11 protein-coding genes are annotated in these 16797 nt (G+C 52.8%); 3 read left to right on the top strand and 8 right to left on the bottom strand.

Going from position 1 to position 16797, the window contains the following annotated elements; all coding sequences use genetic code 11:
* Positions 1 to 11: 11 nt before the first annotated feature.
* A complete protein-coding gene (locus tag ACYVJM_RS20040) occupies positions 12 to 3032 on the bottom strand; it encodes a SusC/RagA family TonB-linked outer membrane protein (protein WP_461150011.1) in 3021 nt (1006 codons plus the stop codon).
* Positions 3033 to 3320: 288 nt separating this feature from the next.
* Between ACYVJM_RS20040 and ACYVJM_RS20035 the strand changes: the two genes are divergently transcribed.
* A complete protein-coding gene (locus ACYVJM_RS20035) occupies positions 3321 to 4682 on the top strand; it encodes a sulfatase family protein (RefSeq protein WP_461150010.1) in 1362 nt (453 codons plus the stop codon).
* A gap of 25 nt (positions 4683 to 4707) precedes the next feature.
* On the opposite strand, the gene ACYVJM_RS20030 is transcribed toward ACYVJM_RS20035, so the two are convergent.
* The 6 genes from ACYVJM_RS20030 to ACYVJM_RS20005 all read right to left on the bottom strand — a co-directional run bounded on the left by ACYVJM_RS20030 (position 4708) and on the right by ACYVJM_RS20005 (position 13870).
* Positions 4708 to 6366: a glycerol-3-phosphate dehydrogenase/oxidase gene (locus tag ACYVJM_RS20030; RefSeq protein WP_461150009.1), complete on the bottom strand. Its 1659-nt coding sequence runs from the start codon at positions 6364 to 6366 to the stop codon at positions 4708 to 4710.
* A 106-nt stretch (positions 6367 to 6472) separates the two neighbouring features.
* Positions 6473 to 7090 (bottom strand): hypothetical protein, encoded by a 618-nt coding sequence (locus tag ACYVJM_RS20025; RefSeq protein ID WP_461150008.1) that lies wholly within the window; start codon positions 7088 to 7090, stop codon positions 6473 to 6475.
* A 96-nt stretch (positions 7091 to 7186) separates the two neighbouring features.
* Positions 7187 to 7939 carry a hypothetical protein gene (locus ACYVJM_RS20020; RefSeq protein WP_461150007.1) on the bottom strand — a complete coding sequence of 251 codons (753 nt, stop codon included), beginning with the start codon at positions 7937 to 7939 and terminating at the stop codon, positions 7187 to 7189.
* Between the two features lie 125 nt (positions 7940 to 8064).
* Positions 8065 to 9582 carry an alpha,alpha-trehalase TreF gene (treF, locus tag ACYVJM_RS20015; RefSeq protein WP_461150006.1) on the bottom strand — a complete coding sequence of 506 codons (1518 nt, stop codon included), beginning with the start codon at positions 9580 to 9582 and terminating at the stop codon, positions 8065 to 8067.
* Positions 9583 to 10122: 540 nt separating this feature from the next.
* Entirely contained in the window at positions 10123 to 12156 is a 2034-nt protein-coding gene (locus ACYVJM_RS20010; protein ID WP_461150005.1) for a hybrid sensor histidine kinase/response regulator transcription factor, read from the bottom strand.
* A 124-nt stretch (positions 12157 to 12280) separates the two neighbouring features.
* A complete protein-coding gene (locus ACYVJM_RS20005) occupies positions 12281 to 13870 on the bottom strand; it encodes an N-acyl-D-amino-acid deacylase family protein (RefSeq protein WP_461150004.1) in 1590 nt (529 codons plus the stop codon).
* 333 nt (positions 13871 to 14203) lie between these two features.
* Here ACYVJM_RS20005 and mscL point away from each other — a divergent pair, with 333 nt between their 5' ends.
* Complete coding sequence (gene mscL / locus ACYVJM_RS20000; protein WP_461150003.1) at positions 14204 to 14683, top strand: large conductance mechanosensitive channel protein MscL; 480 nt, start codon at positions 14204 to 14206, stop codon at positions 14681 to 14683.
* An 8-nt stretch (positions 14684 to 14691) separates the two neighbouring features.
* Here the strand turns inward: mscL and ACYVJM_RS19995 are convergent, their stop codons facing one another.
* Positions 14692 to 14838: a hypothetical protein gene (locus ACYVJM_RS19995; protein WP_461150002.1), complete on the bottom strand. Its 147-nt coding sequence runs from the start codon at positions 14836 to 14838 to the stop codon at positions 14692 to 14694.
* On the opposite strand from ACYVJM_RS19995, the gene ACYVJM_RS19990 reads away from it, so the two are divergent.
* Entirely contained in the window at positions 14837 to 16786 is a 1950-nt protein-coding gene (locus tag ACYVJM_RS19990; RefSeq protein ID WP_461150001.1) for a M1 family metallopeptidase, read from the top strand. The two genes, ACYVJM_RS19995 and ACYVJM_RS19990, sit on opposite strands and share 2 nt — an antisense overlap.
* Positions 16787 to 16797 lie beyond the last annotated feature (11 nt).

Below are 16797 nucleotides of genomic sequence, written 5' to 3'. Positions count from 1 at the left end.
TCGTTGTTTACTTAAAAGCCAATGTTCAGACCAGCCAGGTAGGCCGATGTTACCGGATAGGTGCCCAACTCGATACCGGCGTTCAGCGGATTGCTGCCGGGCAGTTCAGGTGTGTATCCCGAGAATGCTTTGATCGTCAGGGCGTTTTGCGCCGTTACGTAGAACCGCACCCGACTCACTTTCAGCGACGATACCAGTTCTTTCGGTAGCGTATAGCCCAGCGTTACGTTGTTGATCCGGAAAAACGACCCCGACTCAACGTAATAGGTCGATGAAATGGGGACCGAATTACTGGCCCGTGGCTCGGTATTGCTGGGGTTGGTGGCTGTCCAGCGGTCAGCGCGGGAGGCTTCGATATTTTCGTTTCCAAAACGCTGCGCCTTCTTCCCGTTGTACACTTTGTTACCGAAGTTGGCGTACCAGTCGGTCGAGAAGTCGAAGCCGCCATAGGTGAAACCGCCGTTGATACCGAAGTATAGTTTAGGCTGATAGGAACCTACAAACACACGGTCGTTGTCGTCAATTACGCCATCGCCGTTCTGGTCTATGTAGCGGAAGTCGCCGGGTTTGGTCCCCTGAATTTTAGCCGTTGTGTTGTTCACCTGCTCCTGCGTCTGGAAAATACCATCAGTTTGCCACACCCAGAAACTACCCACCGGCTGACCTACTGCCGTGCGGGTGGTGTACTGGCCATTGCCAATACCACCTTCGTTGATGGGCAAGCCACCCTGAACGTCTTCCAACCGGTTGCGGTTGATGGTCGCGTTGGCACCGATGTTGTAGTTGAAGCCGCTGCTTGAGTTGTTGCGCCAGTTCAGGGCAAATTCAAAACCCCGATTGCGTACGCTGGCCGCATTGGTCAGGTAAGCCCCGTCGACATCGCCAAAAATAGCGTCGATGGGCCGCTGGAAGAGGGCGTCGCTGGTCAGTTTGTTATAGTACGTAAATTCTCCTGTCAGCCGGTTTTTGGCCAACGCAAATTCCAGTCCGATGTCCGTACCGGTTGTCACCTCCCAATGCAGGTTCGGGTCGATCAGGTTCGTAATCGTGCGCCCCTGTTGCAGCGTCTGGTTCGGTCCGAATGCGTAATCGAGGCCGCTGGCAATGGTGTACTGGAAGGCACTTGGGTCGATGCGATCGTTACCGGTTTTACCCCAGCTCACCCGCGCTTTCAACTGATCGAAGGGTGTTTTTCCCCGCAGAAACGGCTCTTCGCTGATGACCCAGCCCGCCCCCAGTGAGGGGAAGAAGCCCCAACGGTTGTTGGTCGGAAACTTGCTCGACCCATCGTACCGCGCCGTACCCGTAAAGAGGTAGCGATCGGCAAAGTTGTAGTTGACCCGACCAATGTATGACTGCCGGGTCTGAATACTACCTACTTCGCTATTCGTAGCCGAGGAGGCATTGCCCGTATTCAGGTAATAATAATTCGACTGGGGCGGCACATCCTGCCGGGACGATTGCAGAATGTTATTCTGGAACCGTTCGACTACGTAACCACCCAGGATTTTCACCGTATGCTGTTTCGCAAAGGTATTGGTATACTCGGCGGTGTTGGTCCAGAGCCAACGCGAACTGGTCGACCGACCCACATTCAATAAACTAGTCAGGTTGCGCTGGTTGGCCGATACCTGATAGACCGGATTGTAATTGTAGGCCCGGTTAGCGTTGCTCTCAATCCCGAAGTTCGATAAGACCGTGATCTTCTTGAGCAGCGTGAGATTACCGTAGAACGACCCTTGCAGCCGCAGCCCTTTCGCGTTGTAATTAGTATAATCCAACTGGGCAACGGGATTCGCTACATTGTTGCGGGGTGTAAAGCCATAAGTGCCATTGGCGTTACGAACGGGAACCACCGGGGCCTGTTTGTAGGCATTTGTGAACGCCGAATAGGCCGTTGTGCTGGGAATGGCCGGGTCGGAAGTACCCGTCAGGTCCGAGTTGTCATTGGCCAGACTCAGGTTATGCCCCAGTTTCAGCACCGGCGAGAGCGTGTACTCGTTGTTCAGACGAAGGGTCAGACGACTATAGTCCGTTCCTTTCAGAATCCCTTTTTCGGTAAAATAACCCGCACTGAACAGATAGGTCGTTTTTTCAGTACCGCCACTGACCGATAGCGAGTGGTTCTGCTGGAAACCCGTTCGGGTAATGGCTTTGAACCAGTCGGTGTTGGCCGCATTGGTAGCGTTTGGATCGAAGGGCAGCGTGGCCGTTGGGTCGTCGTACCGAACCGCTTCGTTGTTGTATTGGGTGAACAACTGGGAATCGGCCATCTTGACCCGATAGGCGGGTGTGCGGATACCAAAGTACGCATCGTAGTTGACACTTGGCGCACCCGATTTACCACGTTTGGTGGTGATCAGCACGACGCCATTGGCTGCTCGTACCCCGTAAATAGCCGTTGCCGAGGCATCTTTCAGAATATCGACGGAGGTAATGTCGGAGGTATTGATGTTGCGAATGTCTTCGGTAATAATTCCGTCGACCACGTAGAGGGGGTCGGCCCCGCCCAGCAGCGTACCCGTTCCCCGAATCCGGACGGTGGGTGCCTGTCCGGGTGCGCCTGAGTTGATAATCTGTACCCCGGCCACTTTGCTTTGCAGGGCCTGGGTAGCCGACAGCACCGGCTGCCGCACCAGTTCTTCACCCTTTACCTGCGCCACCGAGCCGGTCACGTCGATCTTGCGCTGCGTACCGTAACCAACTACCACAACCTCCTGCAAGGCGCGGGCATCATCGGCGAGTTCGACGTTGATAGTTGTTTGATTGCCTACCGGAACCTCCTGAGTGGTCATCCCGATCATGCTGAACTGAAGCACGGCGCCAGCAGGAACATTGATCCGATAATTGCCCTCTACATCGGTAGCCGTGCCGGTTGTTGTGCCGCGTACCAAAACGTTGACGCCCGGAAGAGTCTGTTTATCCGCTTTGTTGACAACCTTCCCCGTAACCGTAACCTGCTGATCCTGTGCCTGCACACTACCGGAAACAACAAGCCAGATTACTGTTAAAAAGTAACCAAGTGTTTTCATAGTTGAGTAAAAATTTAAATTGGGGGACAAAAGTAAGTATTCCTATGGGAATACTATTCAAACTTTCTTTAACACCATCTTAACCGCCGTCTAATCAGATTGTTAGGAAACGAAATTTTATTTGGTGCTTTTTTTTGATTTCAGCCACAGGTAGTGCGCGTGGTGTCAGGTTCTTCAACCTGACACCACAGTAGATGGTTGGCGAGACGGTCGCCGGGCCGACGCTCGGTCTTACAGTTAGTCTGCCTCCATAGGTAGAAGCTGGGTATGTCAGCTTTTCCCGGATGTATGAAGCCTTTACTCACCCTGTTCCTCGTTCTCTTCTGCCAACCGATTTGGGTAGCTGGTCAAACGAAGCCTCCGGTTAAAAAACCGAACATCCTCCTTATACTGGCGGATGACCTCGGCTATGGCGATTTAGGCAGTTATGGCGCTCCTGATATTCGGACGCCCCACATCGATTCGCTGGCTGGCGCTGGGATGCGGTTTAGCCATTTCTATGCGAACTCGTCCGTTTGCTCCCCATCGCGGGCCGCCCTGCTCAGCGGCCGCTATCCCGAACAGGTAGGTGTACCCGGCGTTATCCGAACCATGCCCGATGACAACTGGGGGTATCTGTCGCCAACGGCTACCCTCCTCCCCTCGGTATTGAAGAAAAACGGCTACCAGACGGCCTTGATCGGCAAGTGGCATCTGGGCCTCGAATCACCCAATTTGCCCAACGAGCGGGGTTTCGACCTCTTCCACGGCTTCGCGGGAGACATGATGGACGACTATTACACCCATCTGCGCCATGACCGGAACTACATGCGGCTGAATCGGCAGGTAATCAACCCACAGGGACACGCTACCGACCTGTTTACCCAATGGGCAACGGATTATCTTCAGCAGCGTGCGAGTCAGGCAAGTCCTTTTTTCCTGTATCTGGCCTACAACGCCCCGCACGACCCCATTCAGCCCCCCACCGACTGGCTGGCCAGGGTGAAAGCGCGTCAGCCGGGCATCAGTGAGAAACGCGCCAAACTGGTGGCCCTCATCGAACACATGGACGACGGCATTGGCAAGGTCATTCAAACCTTACGGGCGAAAGGGCTTTATGAAAATACGTTGATCGTATTTGTCAGCGACAACGGTGGAAAACTGTTTGACGGAGCCAACAACGGGCCGTTGCGCAGCGGGAAAGGGCATATGTATGAGGGCGGCCTTCGCATACCGGCCTGTGTGGTCTGGCCCGGAAAAGTTGCCCCGCAAAGCCAGTCGCAGCAACCGCTTCTCTTGATGGATCTGTTCCCGACGCTGGCCGAGGCTTCGGCCACAACGGTCAGACATCCGATTGACGGGAAAAGCTTTTTACCTATTCTACTGGGAAAGAGCCAGCCGTTATCTGCCGAACGCCCGCTGTACTTCATCAGGCGGGAAGGTGGCAGCGAATACAATGGTAAAACGATCGATGCCGTTCGGCTTGGCGACTGGAAACTGCTTCAGGATAGCCCCTACAGCCCACTGGAATTATACAATCTGAAAGAAGACCCGCAGGAAAAATCGAACCGGGCAACCGACCGGCCGGAGGACTTCCGACGCCTGGAAAAACTCATGCGTGAGCACACGCGCCAGGGGGGAGCCGTACCCTGGGAAAAAGAAGGGCCATAAGCCAAATCTCGGACGAATCTTTACATTATTCCGTTACTACAGCCTTTTCATGACCCGACGGAATTCCTGCCTGCCGGACAAATGACGCCAGTAGATTCTGGTACTGCTGTACCTGTTCCAGCCGGTAGGTGTCACTCCAGCCCAGTTCTGCAGCCATCAAGTCGGCCACCTGCGGAGTAATTTGGGCCGTTAACTGCCAGTCGGACAATTCAAGGCGCCACCGACGGGCCAGTACATCGCGGAGAGTAACGGCCATTTCTTCCCGTACCTGATAAATTACTTCAGCCAGAATGTAAGGCTGTTGCGGTGTTAATTTTTGGGTCAACGCGGGCTGACCAACCGTTAGTTTGGCCACCTTTTCAGCGCGGCTGCCGTACGTTTTCATCAGTTGCTGGCACACATCGGCGGGTAATCCGTACTGATGCTGTAACCCCTCCCAATCGGCAAACCGGTAGCCTTCGCCCCCAATCAGGTAATGCATTTCCGTACTGCCGGGCACTGTCCTTTTCAACACCTCGGCTACCCGGTCAATAGCATCCTGCGCCATTAACCGGTAGGTTGTCCATTTACCACCCAGCAAACTCAATAGTCCCGACGCTTCGTCGTGCTCGATTTCATGGTCGCGGAGCAGGGTTTTGGTGTCGGCGCGGCTGCTTACGATTAGGGGTCGGATACCCCCGAAACCCGACTGTACATCGGCGCGGACGGGCATTTTGGCAAGATAGGGCCGCACGGTTTCGAGCAGGTAATCGACTTCATCCGACTCCAGCACCGGCTCTTTTGCCAGATCAGAATAATCGTTATCGGTCGTGCCAACAAACACTTTATCGCCAAACGGTATGGCAAAGACCACACGGCCATCCGTTGTTTTCGGGATCAGAACAGCGTAGTCGCTTTGGAGCGTTTCGCGCGGCAGTACGATGTGAACACCCTTACTGGGTCGAATACGCGGGCTGAGTTTGGGGTTCGCCAGCAAGCGGATGCTGTCGGCATAAGGGCCGGTGCAGTTTAAAAACACACTCGCCCGAACCGTTACCAACTCTCCAGTCAGCTGATCTTGCACCGTTGCGGCTTTAATCTGGCCTTTTTCCTGCTCGAAAGCAGTAACAGCGGCATAGTTAACGACAGCGGCACCGGCTTCGTCGGCGGAGTGAGCCAGCGCCAGTGCGTAGCGGGCATCATTGAACTGCCCATCGTAATAGAGAACGGCGCTGTGCATTTTCTGCGTCAGCCGGGGGCTCTTTTCGAGTGCCTGTACCCGGTTGAGCCAGCTCCCTTTCGGAAAAGCATCATGCCCGGCAATAAAATCATAGAGGGTCAGCCCAACGGTCATGTACATCCCTTCAAACCAGCTGAACACGGGCGTCAGAATAGCGAGCGGATGGGCCAGATGCGGGGCATTGCGAATAACCGTCCGGCGTTCGGCCAGGCCGTGCCGGACCTGACGAAGTTGCGCCAGATCGAGCTTTTTGATGGCCTGTTCGAGGTAGCGAACACCGCCATGTATCAATTTCGTTGAGCGCGATGAGGTTTCACCGGCAAAATCACTTCGGTCGATAAGCACCACGCTAAACCCGCGCAGCACGGCATCCAAAGCGGCACCGGCACCACTGGCACCTGCCCCGATTATACAAATATCAAATTTTTCCTGCCGCAGCCGCTCCCAGTTTTTTTGCCGATTCATACACAAAGGTAAGACTATTACGACACTAAGTAATGCAGTATAGTAACTGAGTACGTGCTTAATGATTTGTTAACCAACAGATTTGTTAACCTGTATTAACGGGCAGTTACCCTGAAAAACTACGGCTCCGGCCACCAAAGAACCCGCTCCGGCCTCCCGAAGGACGAACGGTACGCGTTACCCGCGAGCTGCGAATGTTCTCACCAACCTGCGTTGACCGTTGAAACAAACCGGGATTTGTATAAAAGCCAGAACCATAGCGCTGCTGATCGGTGCGAAACTGAGATGAGTTGTTGCGGCCCAGCATATACCCCAGACTCCCCCAAAGCAGCGCATTGGCCAGACCATTGTGGTGATAGGACTGGTAGGCACCCGGATTATTGAGGTAGGTACTCGTCGACTTATCGGTTTCAACCAGTCGTTTGGCGGCTTCAACGCTTAATGTATCCCGATGGCCATCATAATAACTCACAATAGCCCCGGCCTTATCTGGACCTGTCTGAACTTCATCGGTGATTTTAAAATTACCCGGCGCTGTTTCGGTTATATATGTCCGAACACCTTGCTTAAAGGTAGTTTCTGTTCGTGCTTCCTGCTCGTCGGAGCCGCTGTTACCACAACTCTGCAACATAACCGAACCATTGAGCAAAGCCAGACTAAGGGTAGCACTAAGGGTAATATCTTTTACGCGCCGAAGAACGGCATGTCGACGGAGAGGTGTCATGGCCTGAATAGATAAGTTTAGCTACTAAACTACGGCACCCGGACGATGGTTACAAGCCGATAGGGATGAACCGTCGCAAACAGCAATCAGCGGTTATTAAAACGGACGGTATTTCGTGCCGAACAGCAGCGATACTCCGGCCGATACACTCACCACACTGACCACCCGGTTGCTGCTGAAGGCTGCGCTCTGCGAGCGAATGGTGCCGTTGGTGGCGGTGGAGATCAGGTTATGAAAGGTGAAATCGGCGCGGCTGTAATCGGCGTTGAGCAGTATGGAGGTACTACGTCCAAGCCGGTACCGGATGGACAGCCCCCCTCCGAGTGCTAAAGCCGTGCTTTGCGATCCGGTTGTATTCAAAGACATCTCGGTTGTACCAAAATTACCGGCCATCGATGTACTCGGCAACACAGCCAGTGCACGACCCGCCAACAAACGGGCATCGACGAAGAAGCGGCCCATCGGTAGGCTGACGTAAGGGCCTGCCATTACGCTCAACACCGACCAGTTATCGGCTCTGGCCGTCCATATATCGGTATCATTCCGATACAACGCATCGAGCATAGCATTGGCATTGACCGTGTTACGGTGCTGTTCGCCCCGAATCATCAGTCCTACCGGCCCGGCAACCCGATAACCCATTGATGCGTTAAACGCTACCCCCTCGCCAGTCATACAGGCCTGGTCGTCGACGGGTGAGCAACGGGCAAACTGGCCAACGGGCAGACTGGCCCCTGCTGAGACAGCAAAAAATCCCTGCTTATCCTGATGTGATAAAATAAACGTTTTCTGGCAAAACGCTACGGTTGTCATACACGACGCCAGTACGGTAATGAAGAGCTTTTTCATGGCTTAACCTACTACTGCTGAGTGCAGTATCAAGGATGATAAGCACACCTTTACAAATACAGTGCCAGGAAACTAGCGTAGTGGTGAAATTGGCTGCTCAGATTACTCCACCATTCCACTACCCACTACTCCACCATAGCCAGATAAACGCCGTTGGTCCAGCCGAAACCGTCCTGATTGGGATATTCTCCTCCGCCGGTCGTTAGGGCAGCATCCACTACATTATATTTTTCCATCATTTTACCCGTTGCATGAAACACTTTATCGTTCAGGGCCAGCCATCGTTTACGGCTTTCGTCGGCTGTTTCGACAAAGCCGTAATTCAACAACGCCTGATGTACCATCCATTGCAACGGTGCCCAGCCATTGGGCCAGTCCCACTGCTGCCCGGTATGCATAAGGGTAGTTACCCAACCACCCGCCTGCAAAAAATCGGTTTTGAGACGGTCGTGAACCCGGGCAGCCTGCTCAGGGGTGGCCAGCTTAAAAAACAACGGAAAAACACCGGCCAGGGTAAGGGCTGGCGTTGGTTCATGCAGCGTTGTGTCGTAATCGTGAAAGAATCCCGTTTCGTCATTCCAGAAAAGCGTCTGGATGGCCTGCTTTCGGACCTCGATCAGCCGGGCAAGTTCATCCTGACCAGCGGTTGAATTTGTCAACTGGTTAGCTTCCTGCAGCGTTGTTTCCAGCGAGTAGAGCAGGCAGTTTAAGTCGACGGGTACAATCTGCGTCGTATGGATTTTAGCCATTGTATGCTGATCGCTGAACCAGCGACTGCTAAAATCCCAGCCCGATTCGCAGGCGGCCCGGATGTGCGTAAACAATTCGGTTGGCACAACGCTACCCGTTTCAGCCTCCTTTGCCAGCTCGACTTCCTGCCGATAGGCCTCCGGTCGGGGCGTTTGGCTGGTATCCCAATGGCGGTTTACGATCGAGCAGCCCGGCACACGAACCACCCGTTTGGTTATCGGCTGTTCATCGGTAAGGTCTTTACTGCTCTGCATCCAGAAGTCGTACTCCCGCTGTAGCTGTGGCTGGTAATGGACCAGCGTTTCCGGGCCGTCGATATCGGCCAGCAGCTTTACCATCAGCGCGAAGTAAGGCGGTTGAGACCGGCTGAGAAAATACGTCCGGTTCCCGTTGGGGATAAACCCGAGTGTATCGATCAGGTGAGCAAAGTTGTTCACCATACTCCGGATCAAATCGACCCGCTCCGCCCGTTGCAGGCCCAGCATGGTAAAGTAGCTATCCCAGTAAAAAATCTCGCGAAACCGTCCGCCCGGCACTACATACGGATAAGGCAGGGGCACCCGGGAGCTTCCTTCAGCGGGTGGGCCATCAGCCGGTCGGGAAAGCCGATCCCACAGCCCATTGATATGCTCGGTGGTACTGACGGAGGTATCGCTGACGTAGTCACCGGCTACTTTCTCGGGTACCCAAAAATTATGGTGAACGAAGTCACTTAAGTCAAAGTTTGCCGCTGTCTTTTCGGCTTTATACCGGGCAAGGATAGCAGCCGGAGCCTGTTTGGGTACACAGTCGACAAACGTTTTCGAATCGGCGAAAACGTGACCCAATTGCACATCACGGAACAAATCGCCAAAAAGTTGATCGGGTGACGGAGAGGCAGATGAAGTGGTCAAAATAAGTGAATCGGTTCAAATGATCGGATGAGAAAGACCTTGCCGGTCCAATGTCATTTATATAAACCGCAAAAATGTCGAATCTTCAGCTGTCTTAGCTAAAAATTACGATTCCAGACCTGTATATGCTGTTAATTTGACTGACTCCGCAGTTGACCGGATTATGAACTTGGCAGCCGATTCGGTGGCGCCGGAAATGTGAAAAACCAGGCAGCGTTAACTACCTGGCTCGGTATCACAATTTATTGGATAAAGTAGGAGCCTGTGTTTTCTGCAAACTGCACGAACAAACTCTTTATTCTTGGAAGTGGTAGGTGTGGTTAAAAGCGAAAAGCCACTGCTCTCGGCCATAACAAAGGTCGTTTATAACTGACCGGCAGGCTATCGAATTTAGGACAACAACTATCGTTTTTAGGACAACCTGTTTTTACCTGATTATTTAGCCGCTCCGGTGCTACCCGGCAGCGGTTTAGCTACAGTATGCGCAATGGATTGACTGGATCAAAATTTAGCCGGAATGCAGCCATTATTTTTTGTCAATCATAGATCCGTATACTCGGAAGGTGTCTTGTTGTAGAACTCCTTAAAAACGGTAGTAAAATGCGCCGGGCTCTCGTAACCAACCAGATACGCTGTTTCTGATACGTTACGGCCTTGCCGCAGAAACTGAGCCGCCCGCCTTAGCCGATACTGACGCATAAAGTCATTGATGGTGAGGTTAGTCACGACCAGCAATTTCCGGTAGAGTGTCCGGCGGCTCATGCCCACCTCATACGCCAGCTCTTCAACCCCAAACTGGCTATCATCCAGGTGGGCTTCAATGACGGCATAGAGTGTCTGCAAGAACTTATCCGTAGCGGTGGCGGGTTGGAAGGATACCTCCGGCTGCGAGAATACATTCTGGTAATAGGCGCGTAGCTTCTGCTGCCGAATGAACAGGTTTTTCAGTCGAAGATGCAGCTCGTCGACGTGAAACGGTTTGTTGATGTAGTCGTCGGCCCCCTGTTGCAAACCCTGAATACGACTGGGCTGGGCCGTTTTCGCGGTCAGCATCACAACCGCGATATGATCGGTAATAAGGGATGTCTTCAGCCGACGGGTCAACTCATACCCGTCCATTTTGGGCATGGATATATCGGTAAGAACAAGATCGGGGAGTTCGGTCTGGGCAATTTGCCAGCCCATCTCCCCATCGGTAGCCAGCATTATCCGGTAAAGGGGAGATAACTGCCGCTCTAAAAGTGTACGTAACTGACTATTATCTTCAACGATCAGTACCAATGGTTTTTCACCATTAACGCCAAAAAGCGTCGTATCGACCGGTTCAGCTTCTGGCTCCGGCACTTCGGGAACACCCGCACTTTGAGCAGACCAGTCAAGCGGCTGCAGTAGTGGTTTGTCAATTACATGAACGGTTGCGCTTTCAACGGCCACCAAAGGCAGCTCAACGGTAAAAACCGTTCCTGATGGCTGTTCGGGGTTTTTACCCACCGTACTGTCTACGGTTACGGTTCCATTCATTAATTCGGTCAGCTCTTTTACCAGCGCCAGCCCGATACCCGTACCCGAGTTCAGGAATCCCGGCACTTTATCCGACGTATCAGGCAGATGTTGCTCTGTGAGGGATTGGGTTGGAATGATCTGATAGAACCGATTGAAGATGTAGGGTAACTTTTCTGAAGCAATGCCAACGCCCGTATCGGCAACGATAATCTGTACAGACCGGCCCTTTCTTAGTTCGACCTTCACCTGGCCGGCCGGCGTAAACTTCAACGCATTGGCAATAAGGTTGTAAACAAGCTGTTCAACTTTCTCGGTATCGAAGCTGTAAAAACCGACCAGTTCGCTTTCGTAGGTCAGGGTCAGCCCGCGCTCCTCGGCCATTGGCTTGAAGAGCTGGACAATCTGACCGATAAAATCGCTTAAATCGCCGGTTCGGGGCGACAACGTCAGGTGCCCGGACTCGAGTTTGGCCAGGTCAAGAAGCTGATTGACCAGCCGCAGTAACTGCTGGGCATTGCGCTCAACCATGTTCAGGCCCACCCGGAGTTCTTCGGGTTCACGGTGCTTCTGCAGCAGCTTTTCGACCGGCGATAAGATAAGGGTCAGCGGTGTCCGGAACTCATGCGTAATGTTATCGTAAAAGCGCGTCTTCAGGTCGTTGATCACTTTCAGCTGCTGCGATTCGCGTAACTGACGAATATACTGGGCTGTTTTTTCAATGGTAACCTCCAGATCCGAAAAATCAATGGGTTTGACGACGAAGTCAAAGGCCCCCCGGTTCATGGCAATCCGGATGTTATTCATGTCGCTGTAAGCCGATACCATAACAACGCCCAACAAACGATCCAGCGTCGACAGCTCATTCAGGACGGTAAGGCCGTCCATTTCGGGCATGTTGATATCCAGTAGCACCAGATCAATGTCCGGTTCGTCCTGGAGCAAGTTGAGTGCTTCCCGACCAGTATAGGCAAAATGAAATCGATACGTCTCTTGCTGAATTTTCCGTCGGAACCAGTTCTGCATTAGCGGTTCAACATCAACTTCATCATCTACAACTAAAATTGTTGTCATTACAGCTACACACCAAAGGGGAAAACTCATTATGCGAATGGAAATTTACGCATAATCATGGTAACATGAGAATATATTATTCAGCAATAAATGTATACGGCAGGATGATGTATCCTGTAATCTACTAGTTTAAAGAACCGGGGCCCAAAAGCAGCTGACCGGGCCGTTTACCGGTATACTGGTTATTCTCGACTACGGGTGTACCATTGACCAGTACCCACGAAATTCCTGTTGTGTAGGCATGAGGTTGGTCATAGGTGGCCTTGTCAGAAACGGTTTTCTCATCAAACAGCACAATATCGGCCGCATAGCCCGGTCGTAACAGTCCCCGATCCTGAAGCCGAAACCGCTGGGCAGGTAAGGACGTCATCCGGCGAATGGCTTCTTCCAGCGGAATAACGTGCCGTTCGCGCACATAGCGGCCCAATACACGGGCGTTGGTGCCGTAGGCCCTCGGATGCGGCATGCCCGACCCCAGTTTGGCCACGCCCGCATCAGACGCAATCATGGTATTGGGGTAGCGCAGAATCGTTTCAACATCGGTCTCCGACATGGTATGGTACACCATCTGAATGCGTTTCAGGCTTGCGCGCTCCATGAGGTCCAGGATCAGATCTGCTTCGGCGGCTGCCGACTTTTTACGGCCTACTTTCTGATTGATGGCACTAATGCTCAGGCCATTGAAGGTCGTATCGGGTTTATAACTGGCCACTACGGCGTATTCATAATTTTTGCGAAGGTTCTTTGCCAGTCCGTCCAGCATTTCGGCTTTTATTTTGGCACGGGTAACCGGGTCGCGAAACCGGTTCAGCACGGCCGAATCGCCATCTGCCAGCGCCCACGAAGGCACAATGCTTTCCAGCGAAGTACTCGAAGCGGTGTACGGATACTGATCTACCGTTACGTCGAGTCCTTCGCGCCGGGCAGCCTCGACCAATTCGACCGTTTCGGTACTTTTACCCCAAAGTGGTTTGCTGGCTACTTTAAAGTGAGATATCTCGACCGGTATGTGCGCTTCGCGGCTAATCAGAATGGCCTCTTCAACGGCCTGTTTAACGTTTTGCCCTTCGTTGCGAATGTGCGATGCGTAGACGCCACCGTAGCGAGAGGCCACTTTAGCCAGGCTCACTACTTCGGGCGTTCGGGCGTAGGTACCGGGTGTATAAATAAGCCCGGTTGAAAGGCCCACGGCTCCGTCTTTCATAGCCTGCTCAACCAGGGCTTCCATTTCCGTTTGCTCGCGGGCGGTTGGCTCCCGAAAAGCCATTTTCATCACGCGCATCCGTACTGTATTATGACCAATCAGCGAACCAAGATTTACGGAAATGCCCTGCGTACGAAGTGTATCAAAGTACGTACGCAGGTTCGCACTGGACCCTCCGCAGTTGCCGGTAATCAGGGTAGTTACCCCATCATGAATAAAATTGGGGGCACCGGGCTGAGCTTCCAGACTACCTTCTACGTGGGTATGTACATCAATAAAACCGGGGGCAACAATGAGTCCGGTGGCATCGATAGTCTGTTTCGCATCGGTGGCAGGCACCACCCCCACCCGAACGATACGGCCGTTTTGTATGGCTACATCGGCATAAACCCAGGGGTTACCCGTTCCATCCACAACCCGTCCATTTTTGATAACCAGGTCGTAGCGTTGCGCCTGCGTCAGCAGGGGAACCAGAAAACAAATAGAGAATGAGAGTAGCCGGTTTAGCATAGTTAGTTTTTTTACAAGACGGTACAAATAATATTCCCTTAACAATCTTGTCGTTTTTCGGCTCAAAACAAAGTGCAGACCAGCGAACCCCGGCTTACCGATGAATCTGCCTAAAAATAGTAAAAGCCTTTCCGGCTATTTTACAAGTCCATGTAATTCTGTTACGAATGAAATAAGGCCAGTAAAACGCATCGATTCTTCTTTATTCCGACATACTAATCAGACAAATAAGACTGATAAACAATAAGATGTGATTGCCTGTTACCCCCATAGAATTTATATTTCAACAGAAATTCACCTATTCCTATTTTTAACTACTAAACACATACACCCATGTTCAAAGAGTTTAAGGAGTTTGCCATGCGCGGCAATGTTATGGACCTTGCCGTTGGGGTAATTATTGGAGCCGCTTTCGGCAAAATTGTGGATTCTGTTGTAAACGACCTCATTATGCCGCTGGTGGGCCGCGCCATTGGCAACGTCGATTTCAGTAACCTGTACGTACCGCTATCCGACAAGATCACAGAGGGCCTGGCGCTGGCAGATGCTAAAAAGCTGGGACCCGTTTTTGCCTATGGCAGCTTCCTGACAATTGTGATCGACTTTCTTATCCTGGCCTTCATTATTTTTCTTCTTATTCGGGGCATGAATCGCCTGATGCGCGTGAAAGCCGACGCGGTAGACGTACCCCCCGCGCCTACGAAAGAAGAAGTCCTGCTGACCGAAATACGCGACGCGCTCGTCAGAAACGCCCCAACGCTGCAGCCCTCTTCGGCTAGCCCATCGGAGGTTGGTAACCGGCAGATTCCATGAATTGATCGCTACCTATAAAACTGAACCTGAGTCATGGCATCCGGTACGCGGCTCGATGCCATGACCCAATTTTCCTGATCTCCTGCCAGACCCCAGTTGCAATCGAGCCCGCTTTTTCGGTACTTAGCTTCGTCTACCGAATTGATCCCGGCCATGAAACTACGTTTGTTCCTGCTCCTGATGGGTGTGGCGTTCTCCAGCTTTGCCCAGTCGGCAAAGCCTATGTTCACGACTCCGCTGAGCCCACGCCTGGCGAATTACCAGATCGACGTGACACTGGACCCGACCTCCAAAAAACTGAACGGCCGGGAAACGCTCACCTGGCGGAACCCCTCAACCGATGTTGTCCGGGAGTTGCAGTTTCACCTGTATCTGAATGCTTTCCGAAACGAAAACTCGACGTTCATGCGCGAATCCGGCGGGCAGCTTCGGGGCGAGGGCATTGACCGGAACGCAAAGGAAAACCCGTATGGCTCTATTGATATTGTGTCGATGAAGGTGCGGAACGGCGAGCCGCTGGCCTACCAGTTTTTTCAGCCCGACGACCAGAACCGGGACGACCATACCGTTGTTCGAGTGCCGCTGAGCAAGCCCGTCGGGCCGGGCGAGACAATTGTGCTCGACATTGCCTTCAAGGCCAAATTACCTAAAATCTTTGCCCGAACGGGTTTTAGCCGGGACTTCTTTCTGGTGGGTCAATGGTTCCCGAAAATCGGCGTGTACGAACCGGCCGGAACGCGTTATGCCAAAACGGGCCAGTGGAACTGCCACCAGTTTCATGCCCATTCGGAATTTTACGCCGATTATGGCGTTTACGATGTTAACATCACTACACCAAAGGACTATTGGGTAAGCGCCACCGGCCTGTATCAATCCGAAAAAATACATGGCAACGGCACCAAGACACTGTTTTATCATGCCGAAGATGTGGTCGATTTCGCCTGGACGGCCTCGCCCCATTTTCAGGTGATCAACGATAAATGGAAACGCCCCGGCGGTGGCGAAGTGAGTATCGAGCTGGTTATGCAGCCGGAACACGTTCATCAGGCGCAACGCCATATTGATGCAGCCCGATCTGCGCTGGCTTACTTCGACAAACACCTTGGCAAATACCCCTTCCCGAATCTGACTATCGTCGATCCGCCGTTTCACGCCCAGGGTTCGTTCGGGATGGAGTACCCCACATTCATCACGGCCGGAACCGCGTGGTTTCTACCCGCCGGAGCCCGTTTTCCCGAAGAAGTGACCATCCATGAGTTCGGTCATCAGTACTTCATGCAGTTGCTGGCGACCAACGAGTTCGAAGAAGCCTGGCTCGACGAGGGATTCAACCAATATTACGAAGGCCGGGTCATGGACGAAACCTATGGCCCGCGTTCGTCGCAGATTGACCTGTTCGGCTTTGGCATGGGCGATCTGGAAAGTTCCCGCGATAGTTATGTTCATCAGGACAACCCGGCCATCGGCTCCTCGTTCGGCAACACCTGGCAACTGCCCGTAGGTCAGTATGGAGTACTGACCTACTCCAAAACGGCCACCTGGATGCGAACGCTGGAAGGACTCGTTGGCCGACGTGTGATGGACGAAATTATGCAGACATATTTTATCCGCTGGAAATTCAAACACCCAAACGGGCAGAACTTCATCGACATCGTGAACGAGATCGTACCGAAGCGGCTCGGCAGCAAGTACGGCACCAACATGAACTGGTTCTTCGACCAGGTGCTCTACGGCGACAACGTGGTGGACTATGAACTCGTGTCGATCAAAAACAGCCGCCCGAACGGTCGGCGACAGGCGGTGATAACCGTACAGCGAAACGGCGATGGTAAAATTCCGGTCGATGTGCTGGTGCATTTCGATAATGGGCGGGAGCTGATGCTGTTCTGGGATGGCCAGGGTCGCCAGCGTCAGTTTACGGTTACGGAAAACGACCGGGTGCTCTGGGCAAAGGTAGACCCGAAGCAGAAAATCTTTATGGATACCAACCTGAACAATAACAGTTTAACCTTATCGCCGTCGTCTGCTCCGGCGGCAAAGTTTGCCGCCAAGTTCCTGTTCTGGGTTGAAAACTGGATGCAGTGGCTAGCCTGGCTGGCATAGGGTCAGGCAAG

Source organism: Spirosoma pulveris (assembly GCF_054781875.1).
The sequence above is the reverse complement of the archived record's forward strand: the minus strand, read 5'-3'. Positions and strand labels throughout refer to the sequence as shown.

Coding starts and splice junctions, on each gene's coding strand:
- ACYVJM_RS20040 (WP_461150011.1), bottom strand. CDS start 3,032: ATGAAAACACTTGGTTACTTTTTAACAGTAATCTGGCTTGTTGTTTCC.
- ACYVJM_RS20035 (WP_461150010.1), top strand. CDS start 3,321: ATGAAGCCTTTACTCACCCTGTTCCTCGTTCTCTTCTGCCAACCGATT.
- ACYVJM_RS20030 (WP_461150009.1), bottom strand. CDS start 6,366: ATGAATCGGCAAAAAAACTGGGAGCGGCTGCGGCAGGAAAAATTTGAT.
- ACYVJM_RS20025 (WP_461150008.1), bottom strand. CDS start 7,090: ATGACACCTCTCCGTCGACATGCCGTTCTTCGGCGCGTAAAAGATATT.
- ACYVJM_RS20020 (WP_461150007.1), bottom strand. CDS start 7,939: ATGAAAAAGCTCTTCATTACCGTACTGGCGTCGTGTATGACAACCGTA.
- ACYVJM_RS20010 (WP_461150005.1), bottom strand. CDS start 12,156: ATGACAACAATTTTAGTTGTAGATGATGAAGTTGATGTTGAACCGCTA.
- ACYVJM_RS20005 (WP_461150004.1), bottom strand. CDS start 13,870: ATGCTAAACCGGCTACTCTCATTCTCTATTTGTTTTCTGGTTCCCCTG.
- mscL (WP_461150003.1), top strand. CDS start 14,204: ATGTTCAAAGAGTTTAAGGAGTTTGCCATGCGCGGCAATGTTATGGAC.
- ACYVJM_RS19990 (WP_461150001.1), top strand. CDS start 14,837: ATGAAACTACGTTTGTTCCTGCTCCTGATGGGTGTGGCGTTCTCCAGC.
- ACYVJM_RS19995 (WP_461150002.1), bottom strand. CDS start 14,838: ATGGCCGGGATCAATTCGGTAGACGAAGCTAAGTACCGAAAAAGCGGG.